The sequence below is a fragment of the Staphylococcus arlettae genome, from assembly GCF_025560845.1.
Taxonomy (GTDB): Bacteria; Bacillota; Bacilli; order Staphylococcales; family Staphylococcaceae; genus Staphylococcus; species Staphylococcus arlettae.
In genome coordinates this window covers 779,734-797,405 of record NZ_CP094803.1, presented here as the reverse complement: position 1 = coordinate 797,405, position 17,672 = coordinate 779,734, and the positions used below count along the sequence as shown (strand labels likewise).

The 17,672-nt window shown below is 37.1% G+C and carries 12 protein-coding genes, 6 tRNA genes, 3 rRNA genes and 1 pseudogene; 2 read left to right on the top strand and 20 right to left on the bottom strand.

Annotated features, from left to right (window positions below):
* Window positions 1–64: 64 nt before the first annotated feature.
* The 20 genes and pseudogenes from glmM to MUA37_RS03655 form a co-directional block, all read right to left on the bottom strand.
* Complete coding sequence (glmM, locus tag MUA37_RS03750) at window positions 65–1,417, bottom strand: phosphoglucosamine mutase (protein ID WP_002510346.1); 1,353 nt, start codon at window positions 1,415–1,417, stop codon at window positions 65–67.
* 30 nt (window positions 1,418–1,447) lie between these two features.
* A complete protein-coding gene (locus tag MUA37_RS03745; RefSeq protein ID WP_002510345.1) occupies window positions 1,448–2,380 on the bottom strand; it encodes a CdaR family protein in 933 nt (310 codons plus the stop codon).
* Between the two features lies 1 nt (window position 2,381).
* On the bottom strand, window positions 2,382–3,188 hold the full coding sequence (gene cdaA / locus MUA37_RS03740) for a diadenylate cyclase CdaA (RefSeq protein ID WP_002510344.1): 807 nt from the start codon (window positions 3,186–3,188) through the stop codon (window positions 2,382–2,384).
* Window positions 3,189–3,398: 210 nt separating this feature from the next.
* Window positions 3,399–4,301 (bottom strand): arginase, encoded by a 903-nt coding sequence (rocF, locus tag MUA37_RS03735; RefSeq protein WP_002510343.1) that lies wholly within the window; start codon window positions 4,299–4,301, stop codon window positions 3,399–3,401.
* 232 nt (window positions 4,302–4,533) lie between these two features.
* Window positions 4,534–4,606 (bottom strand) — tRNA-Lys (locus MUA37_RS03730).
* A gap of 3 nt (window positions 4,607–4,609) precedes the next feature.
* A tRNA-Gln gene (locus MUA37_RS03725) sits at window positions 4,610–4,684 on the bottom strand.
* Window positions 4,685–4,688: 4 nt separating this feature from the next.
* Window positions 4,689–4,772: transfer RNA gene (locus MUA37_RS03720), tRNA-Tyr, on the bottom strand.
* A gap of 19 nt (window positions 4,773–4,791) precedes the next feature.
* Window positions 4,792–4,867, bottom strand: a tRNA-Val gene (locus MUA37_RS03715).
* Window positions 4,868–4,876: 9 nt separating this feature from the next.
* Window positions 4,877–4,948 (bottom strand) — tRNA-Glu (locus MUA37_RS03710).
* A gap of 3 nt (window positions 4,949–4,951) precedes the next feature.
* Window positions 4,952–5,026, bottom strand: a tRNA-Asn gene (locus MUA37_RS03705).
* 16 nt (window positions 5,027–5,042) lie between these two features.
* Window positions 5,043–5,157, bottom strand: a 5S ribosomal RNA gene (gene rrf, locus MUA37_RS03700).
* Between the two features lie 77 nt (window positions 5,158–5,234).
* A 23S ribosomal RNA gene (locus MUA37_RS03695) occupies window positions 5,235–8,156 on the bottom strand.
* A gap of 276 nt (window positions 8,157–8,432) precedes the next feature.
* Window positions 8,433–9,985, bottom strand: a 16S ribosomal RNA gene (locus MUA37_RS03690).
* Together the 16S, 23S and 5S rRNA genes with 6 tRNA genes alongside form the textbook arrangement of a ribosomal RNA operon.
* A gap of 479 nt (window positions 9,986–10,464) precedes the next feature.
* Window positions 10,465–11,529, bottom strand: coding sequence for an Mrp/NBP35 family ATP-binding protein (locus MUA37_RS03685; protein ID WP_002509227.1), 1,065 nt, complete (start codon window positions 11,527–11,529; stop codon window positions 10,465–10,467).
* A gap of 302 nt (window positions 11,530–11,831) precedes the next feature.
* Window positions 11,832–11,984, bottom strand: a pseudogene (locus tag MUA37_RS03680) (MFS transporter); the annotation flags it as partial.
* Between the two features lie 81 nt (window positions 11,985–12,065).
* The gene (locus tag MUA37_RS03675; protein WP_002509229.1) at window positions 12,066–12,521 is read right to left on the bottom strand and encodes a SepA family multidrug efflux transporter; all 456 of its coding nucleotides are present in this window, start codon (window positions 12,519–12,521) and stop codon (window positions 12,066–12,068) included.
* A gap of 173 nt (window positions 12,522–12,694) precedes the next feature.
* Entirely contained in the window at window positions 12,695–14,023 is a 1,329-nt protein-coding gene (gene sdrM, locus MUA37_RS03670; protein WP_002509230.1) for a multidrug efflux MFS transporter SdrM, read from the bottom strand.
* Between the two features lie 225 nt (window positions 14,024–14,248).
* Window positions 14,249–14,935, bottom strand: coding sequence for a PAQR family membrane homeostasis protein TrhA (gene trhA / locus MUA37_RS03665; protein ID WP_002509231.1), 687 nt, complete (start codon window positions 14,933–14,935; stop codon window positions 14,249–14,251).
* A 14-nt stretch (window positions 14,936–14,949) separates the two neighbouring features.
* Window positions 14,950–16,140 carry a UTP--glucose-1-phosphate uridylyltransferase gene (locus tag MUA37_RS03660; protein WP_002509232.1) on the bottom strand — a complete coding sequence of 397 codons (1,191 nt, stop codon included), beginning with the start codon at window positions 16,138–16,140 and terminating at the stop codon, window positions 14,950–14,952.
* Window positions 16,141–16,257: 117 nt separating this feature from the next.
* On the bottom strand, window positions 16,258–16,761 hold the full coding sequence (locus MUA37_RS03655; RefSeq protein WP_262624837.1) for a metal-dependent hydrolase: 504 nt from the start codon (window positions 16,759–16,761) through the stop codon (window positions 16,258–16,260).
* A 172-nt stretch (window positions 16,762–16,933) separates the two neighbouring features.
* Between MUA37_RS03655 and MUA37_RS03650 the strand changes: the two genes are divergently transcribed.
* Window positions 16,934–17,194: a SunI/YnzG family protein gene (locus MUA37_RS03650; protein ID WP_002509234.1), complete on the top strand. Its 261-nt coding sequence runs from the start codon at window positions 16,934–16,936 to the stop codon at window positions 17,192–17,194.
* A 136-nt stretch (window positions 17,195–17,330) separates the two neighbouring features.
* The gene (locus tag MUA37_RS03645) at window positions 17,331–17,642 is read left to right on the top strand and encodes a heme oxygenase (protein ID WP_002509235.1); all 312 of its coding nucleotides are present in this window, start codon (window positions 17,331–17,333) and stop codon (window positions 17,640–17,642) included.
* Window positions 17,643–17,672: the final 30 nt, after the last annotated feature.

The following is a 17,672-nucleotide window of genomic DNA, read 5'->3' as shown; positions in this document are numbered from 1 at the left end:
AAATTTTCAGTTAAAAAAGGATGAGACACAAATCGTGTCCCATCCTTTTACTATATTATAAAACTTAATCTAAGCCCATTTTTTCTTGTACAACATCCGCAATAGTTTTAGCAAAACGTTGGGCATCTTCATCTGTCGCAGCTTCTACCATAACACGTACTAATGGTTCTGTACCTGAAGGTCGCACTAAGATTCTACCCTCGCCATTCATTTCAACTTCTACTTTAGTCATAATTTCCTGAACGTCTATATTTTCTTCTACTCTATATTTATCTGTAACGCGTACATTTACTAATGATTGTGGATATTTTTTCATTTGAGCTGCAAGTTGACTTAATTTTTTACCAGTAAGTTTAATTGTAGCCGCAAGATGTACGCCTGTCAGTAATCCATCTCCTGTAGTATTGTAATCCATCATAACAATATGTCCGGATTGCTCGCCACCTAAGTTATAATTACCTCTACGCATTTCTTCTACAACATAACGATCTCCAACTTTTGTTTTATTAGATTTAATTCCAGCTTCATCTAGCGCTTTATAAAAGCCTAAGTTACTCATTACAGTAGATACAATCATGTTATCATTTAACTCGTGATTTTTAGCCATTTCTTGACCTATGATAAACATGATTTGGTCTCCATCTACAATATCTCCATTTTCATCAACAGCAATAAGTCTATCACCATCGCCATCAAAAGCTAATCCGAAATCTGCTTCTGATTCAACTACGGTTTTAGCCAATGTTTCTGGATGAGTTGAGCCTACTTGTTCATTTATGTTATAACCATCTGGATTACAACCAATAGTTACTGTATCAGCTTCTAAATCACCGAATAAAAATGGTGCTAATGATGAAGTAGATCCATGTGCACCGTCTAATGCTATCTTCATACCATCTAAATCAACATCAATTGTAGATTTTAAGTAACTTATATATTTTTGAGCGCCTTCAAAGTAATCAGAATAATGCACAATGGCATCACCTACTGGTCTTGGCAGATCCGGATTTTCTTGGTCTAAAAGTGTTTCAATTTCTTGTTCTTGCTCATCTGATAATTTAAAACCATCTGAACCAAAGAATTTAATACCATTATCTGCAACTGGATTATGGGAAGCGGAAATCATAACACCCAACTCTGCTTCCATTGCCTTAGTTAAATAAGCAACACCTGGAGTTGAAATTACACCTAATCGCATTACTTCTGCACCAATTGAAATCATACCAGCGATTAATGCTGATTCAAGCATTTGTCCCGATACTCGTGTATCTCTTCCAACTAATACTTTAGGGTGATTTTTCCCTTGATTATGGGCTAAAACATAGCCACCGTAACGCCCTAATTTAAATGCGAGTTCAGGAGTTAGCTCTTTATTTGCTATCCCTCTAACTCCATCTGTACCAAAATATTTTGCCATTTTTATTTCTCCTTTTGCTCTATAATTATATTATTTAACTATAACTTTTGCAGTAGTGTCATTAGGTTCTACTTTAGATACTTCATCCGGAACATCCAGCTGTACTGACTTGTCTGTTGTTTCTGATATATTATCTAAGTCTATTTCACCTTTTATCTCATCTACATCTTCAAGTTCTTTTCTGTTACCAAAAACCTCTACTTCTTTATCACTTAATTCGATGTCATCTATTTCTTTGCCATTTGCTAAACTGCCAGTTGTTTTAGTCTTAATTTTCACCTTTTTACTGTATGGCTCTACTTTAGCACTTAAGTTCACTTCTTCTGGCTGAATAGAAACATCTAATTTATTTAAGTTTCTATCAAATGCTGTGATTTTGGCAACATCAGTTGTATCTTTACTAATTTTACTATTATTTTTATACGTTGCTTTCAAGTACGCAATTTTATCAATTTGATCTTGTCCTCCTGTTACTTTCACAGTATCAGGAGAAACAGATTGTTCACTCACTTTATAATCTGCATCGACATCATTACTACTTACATCTGGCTCAACTTTTAAGTTTTTCGTTACTTTTTCTTCTAAGTTAACAGTAGCCTCTTTAGGCTTCACATCATAATCTATATCTTTGTTTAAGCCATGAACTTTAAACTGTGTTGTATGTCGTCCAGATTTTTCACTGTTTAAATCAAGTGTTACTTTGATATTTTGTCCATTTTCAGCTTTTAAAATTTGCGACTGTGGACCAGATATTTCTACATCAACTGTTTCAGGTACTTTACTAGCATATAATTTATTACTATTATATTTTACTTCCACTGGAACATCTTGAAGTGTCTCTGTTGTCTTTTGACTAAATTTGTCTGCATTAAACATATTTCCAAACACATTATTTGCAGATAAAAAGAAAAACACAGCGAGAGCTAAAGCAATTAAGCGTAAACCCCATTTACTTTCCAACATATTATTTCACACCTTTCTGTTGTAAGTGTGAACCAAACCAATGTTCTGCCAATAATTCTTCAAATGCTTCAGTGGATATATCTTTACGTAATTTGCCATCAAATGTTACTGAAATAGATCCTGTTTCTTCGGATACAATAACAGTAAACGCATCTGATACTTCTGATATACCAACAGCTGCTCTATGTCGCGTACCTAGGCTTTTAGCAATTTTAGCACTGTCTGATAGAGGCAAATAGCATGCCGCACTGGCGATTTTATTTTCTTGAATAATCATAGCACCATCATGCAACGGTGTATTTGGAATGAAAACATTTGTTAACAATTCTTGAGAAATATTGGAATTCATTGGAATACCAGTTTCTATATAATCTTGTAAACCAGTATTTTTTTCAAAAACAATTAAAGCACCAATACGTCTTTTCGCCATATATTGCACTGCTTTTGATACAGCTACTATGAGTTTATTTTCATCACTGTTAATATTACTACCATAGCGCTTAAATAAACTACCTCGGCCTAGCTGCTCCAAAGCTCTTCTAATTTCTGGTTGGAAGATAACAATTAATGCTAATACCCCCCATTGAATAACTATATCGAACAAGCGCGATGTTGCCGTTAAGCTCAACATTTTACTTATTTGTTGTCCGATTACTATTACGATAATTCCTTTTAATAATTGAATGGCCTTTGTACCTTTAAATACTGTAATGAGAAGATAAAGTACGTACCATACGATTAGTAAGTCTAGTACACTTGTTATTATTTTAACAGTGTTCCAATTATCAAATAAGCTGGATAAATCCATAACATCTCCTCCGGTATTCTAATCCCATAATATGTATTATACCAATCTTCGCTTAGCCTGTCATATCATGCCTGTTCATTATATAAATAACTTTGACATTAAATTAATTATTTATCAAAATTATATCTTATTATTTATACCCTTAATAAGATAACAATAAAAGACGTTTATGATGAAAAGTTGATTCATCATAAACGTCTTTTGCACTTACTATAATAAAGTTTCTCCGAAGAAACTACCCATTAAACAGACAGCTTGTTCAGCTGTGTGATTGTTTTGATCAATTAATGGATTTACTTCTACAACATCCATTGATGTAATCAAATTAGTATTGTGCAGCATTTCTAAAGCAAAATGGCTTTCTCTGTATGTAAGTCCACCTAATACCTTAGTACCTGTACCAGGTGTTTCCACTGGATCAAGTGCATCAACATCTAGTGACAGGTGAATTCCATCTGTTTTGTCTTTTAGATAAGATACTGATTCTTCCATTACTTGCTTAATACCGTTTCTATCAATATCAGCCATAGTATAAGTTTTGATATTATTTTCTCTGATAAAGTCACGCTCACCAACATCTAAGTCTCTCATACCTATTAATACAATATTTTCAGGTTTCACTTTAGGTGCATAACCAGAGATATTCACTAATTGTTTATCGCCATCCCCTAGCAATACCCTTAAAGGCATACCGTGGATATTCCCTGATGGAGATTCTTCAGGAATATTTAAATCACCATGGGCATCGTACCATATAATACCCAAATTTTCATAATGTTGACTGACCCCTGATATAGAACCAATAGCAATAGAATGATCCCCACCAATGATAAGTGGAAAAGCTTGATTTTTTATACTGCTAGAAACTGCATTACTTAAATTTTCAGAAACCTCAATAATTTCATTTAAATTGCGTAATCCTTCTTGTTTACCTTTGAATTTTTCAACGTCAACAGCAGGAACGGCAATATTTCCTTTATCTTCTACTGAATGACCTATATTTTTAAGTCGCTCTACTAGTCCAGCATATCTCAAAGCATCCGGTCCAAAGTTCACCCCTAATTTTCTTTGTCCAAATGTAGATGGTGCTCCAATAATATGTATGTTCTTCATATTCTCATAACCCCTTTGTAAAGAATTTAATATAAGAATACGTTATCATTAACTATCTTTCAAGTTTTCTTAGTACTGAGAAAGCCCGACATGACAGGCAAAATACATATAAAATCATAATTTTGATTTAACATTCACTATATACAACATTTATGTATATTTTATCAAAGAAAATGTATATAAAATTTCATAAAAAAAGAAGTACTTTCATAAGAAAGTACTTCTTCAATAGTGAGCCATAGAGGATTCGAACCTCTGACCCTCTGATTAAAAGTCAGATGCTCTACCAACTGAGCTAATGGCTCTAATGGCTGGGCTAGCTGGATTCGAACCAGCGCGTGACGGAGTCAAAGTCCGTTGCCTTACCGCTTGGCTATAGCCCATTAATGGTGGAGGGGGGCAGATTCGAACTGCCGAACCCGAAGGAGCGGATTTACAGTCCGCCGCGTTTAGCCACTTCGCTACCCCTCCGACATTATAAAAATAAAAATGGTGGAGAATGACGGATTCGAACCGCCGACCCTCTGCTTGTAAGGCAGATGCTCTCCCAGCTGAGCTAATTCTCCAATATGTAATGACCCCGACGGGACTCGAACCCGTGTTACCGCCGTGAAAGGGCGGTGTCTTAACCGCTTGACCACGGGGCCATATGGCTCCACAGGTAGGACTCGAACCTACGACCGATCGGTTAACAGCCGATAGCTCTACCACTGAGCTACTGTGGAATAATTTTATTACAATGCCTGGCAACGTCCTACTCTAGCGGGATGTAAATCCAACTACCATCGGCGCTAAGGAGCTTAACTTCTGTGTTCGGCATGGGAACAGGTGTGACCTCCTTGCCATTGTCACCAGACAATGTATGTGAATGTAGTTATACATTCAAAACTAGATAGTAAGTAAAATAACTAAACCAAGTAAAACCTATTAAAATTGATTAAGTCTTCGATCGATTAGTATTCGTCAGCTCCACATATCACTATGCTTCCACCTCGAACCTATTAACCTCATCATCTTTGAGGGATCTTATAACCGAAGTTGGGAAATCTCATCTTGAGGGGGGCTTCATGCTTAGATGCTTTCAGCACTTATCCCGTCCATACATAGCTACCCAGCGATGCCGTTGGCACGACAACTGGTACACCAGAGGTATGTCCATCCCGGTCCTCTCGTACTAAGGACAGCTCCTCTCAAATTTCCTACGCCCACGACGGATAGGGACCGAACTGTCTCACGACGTTCTGAACCCAGCTCGCGTACCGCTTTAATGGGCGAACAGCCCAACCCTTGGGATCGACTACAGCCCCAGGATGCGATGAGCCGACATCGAGGTGCCAAACCTCCCCGTCGATGTGAACTCTTGGGGGAGATAAGCCTGTTATCCCCGGGGTAGCTTTTATCCGTTGAGCGATGGCCCTTCCATGCGGAACCACCGGATCACTAAGTCCGTCTTTCGACCCTGCTCGACTTGTAAGTCTCGCAGTCAAGCTCCCTTATGCCTTTACACTCTGTGAATGATTTCCAACCATTCTGAGGGAACCTTTGAGCGCCTCCGTTACTCTTTAGGAGGCGACCGCCCCAGTCAAACTGTCCATCTGACACTGTCTCCCACCATGATCAATGGTGCGGGTTAGAAATCCAACACAGCGAGGGTAGTATCCCACCAACGCCTCCACGTAAGCTAGCGCTCACGTATCTAAGGCTCCTACCTATCCTGTACAAGCTGTGCCGAATTTCAATATCAGACTACAGTAAAGCTCCACGGGGTCTTTCCGTCCTGTCGCGGGTAACCTGCATCTTCACAGGTACTATGATTTCACCGAGTCTCTCGTTGAGACAGTGCCCAAATCGTTACGCCTTTCGTGCGGGTCGGAACTTACCCGACAAGGAATTTCGCTACCTTAGGACCGTTATAGTTACGGCCGCCGTTTACTGGGGCTTCGATTCGTAGCTTCGCAGAAGCTAACCACTCCTCTTAACCTTCCAGCACCGGGCAGGCGTCAGCCCCTATACATCACCTTACGGTTTAGCAGAGACCTGTGTTTTTGATAAACAGTCGCTTGGGCCTATTCACTGCGGCTTTCCTGGGCGTGAACCCTAGAAAGCACCCCTTCTCCCGAAGTTACGGGGTCATTTTGCCGAGTTCCTTAACGAGAGTTCGCTCGCTCACCTTAGAATTCTCATCTTGACTACCTGTGTCGGTTTGCGGTACGGGCACCATAATTCTAGCTAGAGGATTTTCTTGGCAGTGTGAAATCAACGACTCGAGGAATAAATTCCTCTCCCCATCACAGCTTGACCTTAATGAGTACCGGATTTGCCTAATACTCAGTCTTACTGCTTGGACGTACAATCCAATCGTACGCTTCGCCTATCCTACTGCGTCCCCCCATCGCTTAAAACGAATTGAGGTGGTACAGGAATATCAACCTGTTGTCCATCGCCTACGCCTTTCGGCCTCAGCTTAGGTCCCGACTAACCCAGAGCGGACGAGCCTTCCTCTGGAAACCTTAGTCAATCGGTGGACGGGATTCTCACCCGTCTTTCGCTACTCACACCGGCATTCTCACTTCTAAGCGCTCCACATGTCCTTGCGATCATGCTTCAACGCCCTTAGAACGCTCTCCTACCATTGTCCTACGGACAATCCACAGCTTCGGTAATATGTTTAGCCCCGGTACATTTTCGGCGCAGTGTCACTCGACTAGTGAGCTATTACGCACTCTTTAAATGATGGCTGCTTCTAAGCCAACATCCTAGTTGTCTGGGCAACGCCACATCCTTTTCCACTTAACATATATTTTGGGACCTTAGCTGGTGGTCTGGGCTGTTTCCCTTTCGAACACGGACCTTATCACCCATGTTCTGACTCCCAAGTTAAATTGATTGGCATTCGGAGTTTGTCTGAATTCGGTAACCCGAGAAGGGCCCCTCGTCCAAACAGTGCTCTACCTCCAATAATCATCACTTGAGGCTAGCCCTAAAGCTATTTCGGAGAGAACCAGCTATCTCCAGGTTCGATTGGAATTTCTCCGCTACCCACAACTCATCCGCTCACTTTTCAACGTAAGTCGGTTCGGCCCTCCATTCAGTGTTACCTGAACTTCAGCCTGGTCATGGGTAGATCACCTGGTTTCGGGTCTACGACCAAATACTCAACGCCCTATTCAGACTCGCTTTCGCTGCGGCTCCACATTTGCTGCTTAACCTTGCATCAGATCGTAACTCGCCGGTTCATTCTACAAAAGGCACGCCATCACCCATTAACGGGCTCTGACTACTTGTAAGCACACGGTTTCAAGTTCTCTTTCACTCCCCTTCCGGGGTACTTTTCACCTTTCCCTCACGGTACTGGTTCACTATCGGTCACTAGAGAGTATTTAGCCTTGGGAGATGGTCCTCCCGGATTCCGACGGAATTCCACGTGCTCCGTCGTACTCAGGATCCACTCAAGAGTGTATAAATTTTCGACTACAGGATTATTACCTTCTTTGATTTATCTTTCCAGATAATTCGTCTAATTTATACATTTGTAACTCCGTATAGAGTGTCCTACAACCCCAATAAGCAAGCTTATTGGTTTGGGCTCTTCCCGTTTCGCTCGCCGCTACTCAGGGAATCGATTTTTCTTTCTCTTCCTCCGGGTACTAAGATGTTTCAGTTCTCCGGGTATGCCTTCAGACATGATATATATTCACATGTCGATAACACGACATAACTCGTGCTGGGTTTCCCCATTCGGAAATCTCTGGATCACAGCTTACTTACAGCTCCCCAAAGCATATCGTCGTTAGTAACGTCCTTCATCGGCTTCTAGTGCCAAGGCATCCACCGTGCGCCCTTAATAACTTAATCGTTTGTTTAAATCAAACATTGTTTCATTTAAACCCAAAATGTTATTAATCTGTGAGTGTTCTTTCGAACACTAGCGATTATTTGTTTTGAATTCAAGCTTTTTCAAACTTTAATTCACTCGGTTTTGCTTGGTAAAATCTATATTTTACTTACTTATCTAGTTTTCAATGTACAATTTATGTTGAATCCTCAAATTATGAGCATTCAAAACTGAATACAATATGTCAATGTTATTCCTTTTCAACTTCGTAGAAGTTGTTCCGAATATATCCTTAGAAAGGAGGTGATCCAGCCGCACCTTCCGATACGGCTACCTTGTTACGACTTCACCCCAATCATTTGTCCCACCTTCGACGGCTAGCTCCATAAATGGTTACTCCACCGGCTTCGGGTGTTACAAACTCTCGTGGTGTGACGGGCGGTGTGTACAAGACCCGGGAACGTATTCACCGTAGCATGCTGATCTACGATTACTAGCGATTCCAGCTTCATGTAGTCGAGTTGCAGACTACAATCCGAACTGAGAACAACTTTATGGGATTTGCATGACCTCGCGGTTTAGCTGCCCTTTGTATTGTCCATTGTAGCACGTGTGTAGCCCAAATCATAAGGGGCATGATGATTTGACGTCATCCCCACCTTCCTCCGGTTTGTCACCGGCAGTCAACCTAGAGTGCCCAACTAAATGCTGGCAACTAAGTTTAAGGGTTGCGCTCGTTGCGGGACTTAACCCAACATCTCACGACACGAGCTGACGACAACCATGCACCACCTGTCACTTTGTCCCCCGAAGGGGAAAGCTCTATCTCTAGAGTGGTCAAAGGATGTCAAGATTTGGTAAGGTTCTTCGCGTTGCTTCGAATTAAACCACATGCTCCACCGCTTGTGCGGGTCCCCGTCAATTCCTTTGAGTTTCAACCTTGCGGTCGTACTCCCCAGGCGGAGTGCTTAATGCGTTAGCTGCAGCACTAAGGGGCGGAAACCCCCTAACACTTAGCACTCATCGTTTACGGCGTGGACTACCAGGGTATCTAATCCTGTTTGATCCCCACGCTTTCGCACATCAGCGTCAGTTACAGACCAGAAAGTCGCCTTCGCCACTGGTGTTCCTCCATATCTCTGCGCATTTCACCGCTACACATGGAATTCCACTTTCCTCTTCTGCACTCAAGTCTCCCAGTTTCCAATGACCCTCCACGGTTGAGCCGTGGGCTTTCACATCAGACTTAAGAAACCGCCTACGCGCGCTTTACGCCCAATAATTCCGGATAACGCTTGCCACCTACGTATTACCGCGGCTGCTGGCACGTAGTTAGCCGTGGCTTTCTGATTAGGTACCGTCAAGACGTGCACAGTTACTTACACGTTTGTTCTTCCCTAATAACAGAGTTTTACGAGCCGAAACCCTTCATCACTCACGCGGCGTTGCTCCGTCAGGCTTTCGCCCATTGCGGAAGATTCCCTACTGCTGCCTCCCGTAGGAGTCTGGACCGTGTCTCAGTTCCAGTGTGGCCGATCACCCTCTCAGGTCGGCTACGTATCGTTGCCTTGGTAAGCCATTACCTTACCAACTAGCTAATACGGCGCGGGTCCATCTATAAGTGATAGCAAAACCATCTTTCACTTTAGAACCATGCGGTTCTAAATGTTATCCGGCATTAGCCCCGGTTTCCCAGAGTTATTCCAGTCTTATAGGTAGGTTACCCACGTGTTACTCACCCGTCCGCCGCTAACGTCAAAGGAGCAAGCTCCTTATCTGTTCGCTCGACTTGCATGTATTAGGCACGCCGCCAGCGTTCATCCTGAGCCAGGATCAAACTCTCCATAAAAAATTATGATGTTTGATTAGCTCATAAAATACTAATTGTGTGTTATCTCTAACACGTTTAAACCAACGATCGTTGTCGTTGTGTTTGGAATTAACGTTGACATATTGCGATTCAGTTTTCAATGTTCATTCATACTTGCTTTACAATGTTAACATATCAATTTATGTTTGTCAACAAAGAATTAATATTTCAAACATGTAATTAATATTACTTTTATAATTCTAATATTATATTTTAAATTCATCAAGCATCAATTTTACACTTTTAAATTTAAAAATTAATAATTTTTTTGTTTTTTACGACTTTTTTAAAATATCAAGTTTTGACTACCAAGTCAACAACTTTTTATTATTTTTTGTCAGCTAATAATTAACGAAACTGCCTTGCAATCTCTTTTGGCTCACAAGAAATAATTGTATCATCAAATCAAAAAATTGCAATAGAAAAACACACAAAAATATGTGTGTTTTTACACTGCTTTATTTGGTTGTTTTATCAATGATTTGTTGAGCGATATCTTGATAAATTTTACCTAGTCGATCTTCTGTTTGATAAATTGATGGTGAGAAGTCTTTAGGATTCCATGAGGGTTGTTCCAGTGGAAGCTGTCCTAGTAACTCAGTTTGTAATTCATCAGCTAACTTCTCTCCACCACCAGTACCAAAGACATATTCTTTATTGCCGGTTTCCTTACTTTCAAAGTAAGACATATTTTCTATTACACCTAAAATAGAATGCTCGGTATGTTTAGCCATTGCACCTGCACGTGCTGCAACAAATGCTGCAGTTGGATGTGGCGTTGATACAATTATTTCCTTACTAGATGGCAACATTGTATGTACATCTAGTGCAACATCACCAGTACCTGGTGGTAGATCTAAAATTAAATAATCTAGATCTCCCCATCTTACTTCAGTAAAGAAGTTAGTCAACATTTTACCTAACATTGGCCCTCTCCATATTACTGGTGCATTTTCTTCAACGAAAAAGGCCATAGATATAACTTTAACGCCGTGACGCTCTACCGGAATAATTTCTTTGCCATCGACACCTGGTCTTTCATCTATTCCCATCATATCTGGTACGCTAAATCCATAAATATCTGCGTCGACTAAACCTACTTTTTTCCCTTCTCTTGCCAATGAAACTGCAAGGTTTACAGCTACAGTAGATTTACCAACGCCCCCTTTACCTGAAGCAATTGCGATAAACTCTACAGGGTTGTCTTTAGACAATAAACCTTCTATTGTTTGTGGTTGATCTTTAGATGTACCTCTATAAGATTCCACTGTTTCTGCAGGTAATTCTTCAAAACGTATACCAACTGTGTTCGCTCCGTTTTCTTTCAATACTTCTACAATAGCCATTTGTAAATCTAACTGCGGTTGTCCTCCTAATTGAGCAATAGCAATTTTCACACTTACATGTGCAATTTCTTCTTTGATTGTTACATTGACAATCCCTTTTGTTTCTTCTAATGGTACATCTAATATTGGATCTTTAACTTTTCCAACAAGAGATTTTACTTCTTCTACTGTTAACACAGCAAGTCCCCCTCAATTTATGTAATCATACATATATTCTAACAAAAAGTAAGTTGTATTTGTTCAAGATAATTCAAATTAAGTATATAGTTTATTTTTTATCAACAAAAGCAGTTAGCTCAATATTTCTTTGGTATCGAGCTAACTGCTTTAATTTTATAATTATATTTCTCTATTATTTACCGCTTCTCTATCTTCACGAATAAACAATGCCAAAATGAAGCCTATTATAACTAAGCCTGTCACAATAGCAAACGTAAAATCAACACCTGCTGCCAATGCTTGACGTTGAATTAACTCATTTGTGATGTGTTTTCTGTAATGTCTAATCCCTTCATAATTTGAGGTAAGGCAGTATTTAATAGTGTTTGATTAAGGATTGTTACAAATGCACTGACAACCATTACTGCTACAATCATATTTCTAATAGATTTAGTAATACTTGATCCAGTCATAAATTCACTCCTTAGCTCTTATTAAAATTTAATTGCTACCTCATTTCGTTAGCAAAGCAAAATTAAAATACCTAAAAAATTTTATTTTTTACTATTTAAGTCTTCGCTATCAGGATAAAACACTTCTTTACATATGAATAAAATACCTATAATAACAACAAGAACCCAAAAATCTATATTGATATAACTATAATGTATATGCACTACAAAATAAAAAAGCATCGTTGTTACTACAAATGTTATTAAATGATACGTGAACCCTTGAAAATATGGACTATCATGTAATTTTTTGCGAAAATAGTCCATTAAATTCTCTATGGCAAATAACGTAAAGTAACCAAATACGATATAACTACCATAGTAAATCAAATTATCATAAAAACCTTTATTATATCCAAAATCCGCCAATTGTAGATAAATAAGAATTCGACTTAATCCAAATAAACCAAAACCTAAAAAGGACAAGAAAATTGCGCCGGAGAGGATAAAAATTGTGAGAACAATTAATGTTGTTAAAAAGTATCTTATAAACTTCATTGCATTTCTTGCCCTCCTAGTTTTAGTCACTACAATTCAAATGTAAATCTTAATTAATCATTAATCGGCTTATTGCATAATATATACTAACACGCAAAGTAAAACTAACTAAAGTTATAAATACAAATAATTATAACCATGAATAATAACTACCATCAAAATATTGTTCTAACTTATTTTTTTATTCTTTGATTTAGCGACACCCATAAAATAACTAGCACAGTTAAAAATATAAATGTTGCATAAATAATATTATGTATATGTAATTGCACATAGCTTATTTCCATCGCATATATAATACCCATAAGTGTAGCGCCAATTGAACTCCCTAAACTTTTAATCAAAGTATATAATGACATCATTCGTTTCATATATGATGGATCTGTTTCCTCTTGAGTAATAACGCTATCTTTAGTATAAACAATTCCAAAACTGACACCTGCAAATAACAAGCTCCCTGCTATAAAAACAGGCATATGTGTGCCTAATATTATCAACACACCACATACATATAACATAGTAAACGCGAATAAATATAAACCTTTTCTAGTAAAATGAGCTTCAATAGTGCCTAAGGTGAAGTTTAATGCTAACCATGCAATAGAAATTGGAAATATTATAAAGCCACTTTGTAATGGGGATAAGTGTAATTGCTCTTGCAAGTAAATTGGCATATATAAATTATACCCCATTAACATCATTGCATAGATAAAATCTGTAACAAAAATTACAATGATAGTTGGATTAAATTCAGACACAGGAACGAATGGAGATTGTATCTTGTGTTCATATTTGAATAACAAGTAACCTACAATCACTGTAATGAATAGCAAAGTAAGATTAATCTCCCACGCGAAACGGCTCATGACAGCTGATAAAAAGACGAAAATCAACAGATAAAAAAGGGTCATACCTTTAAAATCTGTATCTTTGGACTGAGTTTGTTCGTTATCAAAATTAAAGGTAACAATTACTAGTATAATTGCCAAAATTGCTATAGGTATATTCACAAAGAATAGCCAATGCCAAGTAGCAAATTCCAATATAGCACCACCTAATACTGGCCCTATAATACTAGAGATACCCCAGACGCTTCCGATAACACCCATTATTTTATATCTTAACGGTATTTCAAAAGCTAATTTAGGTACAATTTGCCCCAATGCCATCATTACGCCTGCACCTAATCCCTGAATAAGTCTTGATAACACAAGTATAATAAACGTTTGACTTATTCCAGCCAATAAACTGCCCAGCATAAACAAGCACAAACCGCTAACTGTAATATAAATTATTTTATACCTGTCTAACAATTCTCCAACTATTGGATTAGCAATTACAATAGCCATAAAATATACAGCAAAAATAAGTGAAATCTCAGATGTAACATTGAACTCTACTTTCATTGTAGGTAATGCTAATGACACAATTGAAGTTTCTATCGCAGACATAAACATAATTAACACAAGTGCGATGACAATACCACAAGACTTCAAATTCATATCAATGCCTCACTTTACCAATAAATTTATTTCTTTTTATAATCAAATAGTAACCTCTTTAATTTATTATAAAGGTATTTTACGTTAATTAATCATATATTTCACTAATAGTTTTTTCCTAATTTAATTATTCAATTAACGAAAAAAGAGAAAGTAATCAAAATACAACGCTTTGATTACTTTCTCTTTCTATTCAATAAACAGGCTCATAAACCTATTTAATAATTACATAAAATATACAATACCTATAAAATGAAATGCTGCAGCTATCACAATAAAAATATGCCAAATCATATGGAAATATGGTCGATTTTTTTGTGCATAGAACCATGCACCACCGGTATAAGCTAAACCACCTAATAAAATAAATAACATAAATATCACGGATGTTTTCATGATGATTACAGGAACAAATAATACACCTACCCAGCCCATAACTAAATACATGGCTAAACTTAGCTTATGATTTACTTTTTTCGCTAGTGATTTATATAAAATTCCCCATAAGGTGATTCCCCATAAGATAATCATTGCTGTCCATCCTAACCAACCACCTACTAGTGACAAGCAAATTGGCGTATAAGTACCAGTTATCGCAATATAAATCATACTATGATCAATAATTCGCATAATGTACTTATGAGATGATTGATTTGCCATCGCATGATACACAGTTGATGCAATAAACATCAAAAATATACTAATTACGAATACAGAAACACTAAATGATAGTAATGCATCACCATGTAAATAACTGCGCACAGCAGCATAAGGTAAAATACATAACGTTATTAACGCAGCTAAACCATGTGACACCGAGTTACCTATTTCTTCACCAAACGACAACGGTATGATGTCTTTAAATGTTTCCATTATTTTATGATCATGCTTTGAATTTGTAGATTCTGTCATGCTCATTACCGTCCTTAGTCTATAATATTCATGCGTTTTAAATCGGCTGTAGCTGTTTCAACACTATCCTTACCTTCTTTATTTTTTAATGGCGAAAATTCTTCATCCCTATTAACTTGTAAAGTCACAAAGCTATTCGCATATTTAAAAATATCAAAATAAAAAAGTTCAAATTTTAATGTTGGTGCTTGAATCACACCAAAGTCTTCATCTAACTGCTTAAGATTTTTTATCGCTAAATGATAAGGTAGTTCATAATCTACTACATTACGTATAAATGATAAATTAAACGCATGAATACCGATATTGGCATTGTTTAAAGTATTAGCAACTGAGTCATCTAATTCCGAATACTCAAACACAGTATCTTTATGGTCCACATTTACTAAACGTCCAACACTCTCACCATCATGTGGCTGAATAGATTTAGTTGTCACATCTTTCTCATGTGCATATGTATAACCTGCAAACAACGGATCTAATACTTTTACCAATACATTATCAATATTATTTAAAAATATGTATTCCACGCCTCGTTCTTTCATCTGGTCTAAATAGCCAGCTTGATTTAAAGATTTAAAAACGCCGCCGTTACCATTTGGTGTTTCTAAGATATCACCATTTTCGTCCAAGACTAATTGTCCATGTTCGTTTAAACACGTTACATCATCTTGCCTAAAGAAATATACATGATCACTATCATAACCAAAATAGTTCTGGTCTTCAAAAAACAATTGTGTTTCTCTATCATTTAATTTGCTAGTCATAATATACCAATCAATTGTAGTACCAGTCTGTTCAGCTAACTGTAATAATTGGCGAGCTTGCAACTCAAACAAACTTATACCTTCGATTTCAAAAGTACCTTTAGGTCCTTTATAACCTAAACGCGTCCCTTGTCCACCAGCCATTAATAATACAGCAAATTTACCATTCTTTATCGCTTGGATACCTTGTTGCTCATATTGAGCTTTTTCAATATCTGATAATTCATTACTTTTCTCATATTTTACTTCATCAACTGAAGAAACATCGCTAATCATTTGTTTATTAAGATATAAAGACTCATATAAAGACTGAATTTCTGCTAAATCTAAAGATTTAACTTTTTCATTAAGTTTTTCCTTTTCATTAGCACTCATTAGCTTTTCGAACTCTACCAAGTGACCTTGATTATACTTGTCTAGTTCCTTTTTATCCAACATGTTCTCTCTCCTTAAATCCATATAATCATTATAGAAATAAATATAGTTTATTACATACAGTATATAAAATTTTACTGTATGTACAATATAGCAAATCATTAACAATGACAAACAATATCATAATAAATGATTAATAAAATTATTAAAATAAGATTGGAATAAAGTGTAAAAGCCTCCAATCGTTAGTGTTGTTGCTAACGATAAATCAACTAACCCTCCCGTTTTAAACTGTACTGGAAATTTAATACTAATAGGGATAGGATACAATAATTTAACGCCACGTGGTGTCAACATATCTAGTATAACATGTGAAAGCAAACCACATATAATTGTAATTAAATAATAATTAGGCGTTTGAATCATATACAATAAAGCAGCAATGATTGAAACAAATAAAATAGAATGAGTAAAGGTTCGATGTCCAAATAAAAGTCGTATAATAATACTAATAAACTTAAAGCGTCTTCCAATTCTACTTTGTGCATGACAAATATCTGGTAATAAACTTGAGATAATTGCTAAAGTAACGACTGTAACGGAAATAAATAAATCTGTTTCGTAATATTCTATGGCTAAAGCTCCAACTAAAAAGCCACAAGATGCGTGTGTTTTACCTGTCATTTTCACTTCTCCTTATCGCCATATTTTACCACATAATTAAGCGAAACGCGAACATACTTTCGCAATAGTTAAAGTATAACCTAATTTTAAAAAGTATCACATAATCACTTGAAAACGATTACAGTATGTTATATGATATAGCTATAAATTTATTAAAGGATGTGTTCAAGATATGGCAATGACAGTTAAAAAAGATAATAATGAAGTAAGAATTCAGTGGAGAGTTGCAGATATCAAAATTCCTACAAACGAAATTAACAACATTTCGCAAGACCAAAATATCCATGCAGTACCTAAATTAGATCGTGACAAAGTGTACAGAATTGGTTCTACATTTGGTAAAACGAATCGCGTTATTATCGACACGGATGATCATGAATACATTATTTATACGCAAAACGATCAAAAAGTTTACAACGAACTTACTAAATAAATAATTATAAGTTTATCAAAAGAGGCAAAACTATAGTTTTGCCTCTTTTTTTGCTAAATTAACGCTCTAGTATTTGACGTTTTATTAAACAGCAATTTATGATAAATAGTAATAACTAACAAAGAGGTGAAAAGTCATGTATGTTGTGACAAATAGAATTGATGTCAAAAAAGGTTTTGCCGCAAAAATGGCAAGTAAGTTTACACAGGGCGGTAAAATTGAAGAACTTTCTGGATTTAAACGTATTGAAGTATGGCAAATAGACGAAGATTTAGACTATGATCAAATGTACGTTAATACTTGGTGGGAATCAGAAGACGATTTTAATGCTTGGTTAAGTAGTGATGCTTTCAAAGAGGCACATAGTAACAAAGGCAAGCAGCAAGAAGAATCGCCTGTAATTGGCAACAAAATAGTAAAAGCACATGTACTTTCTTCGTTAAATTAGTCACCTATAGCAAAAGGTCAGAACCATAAT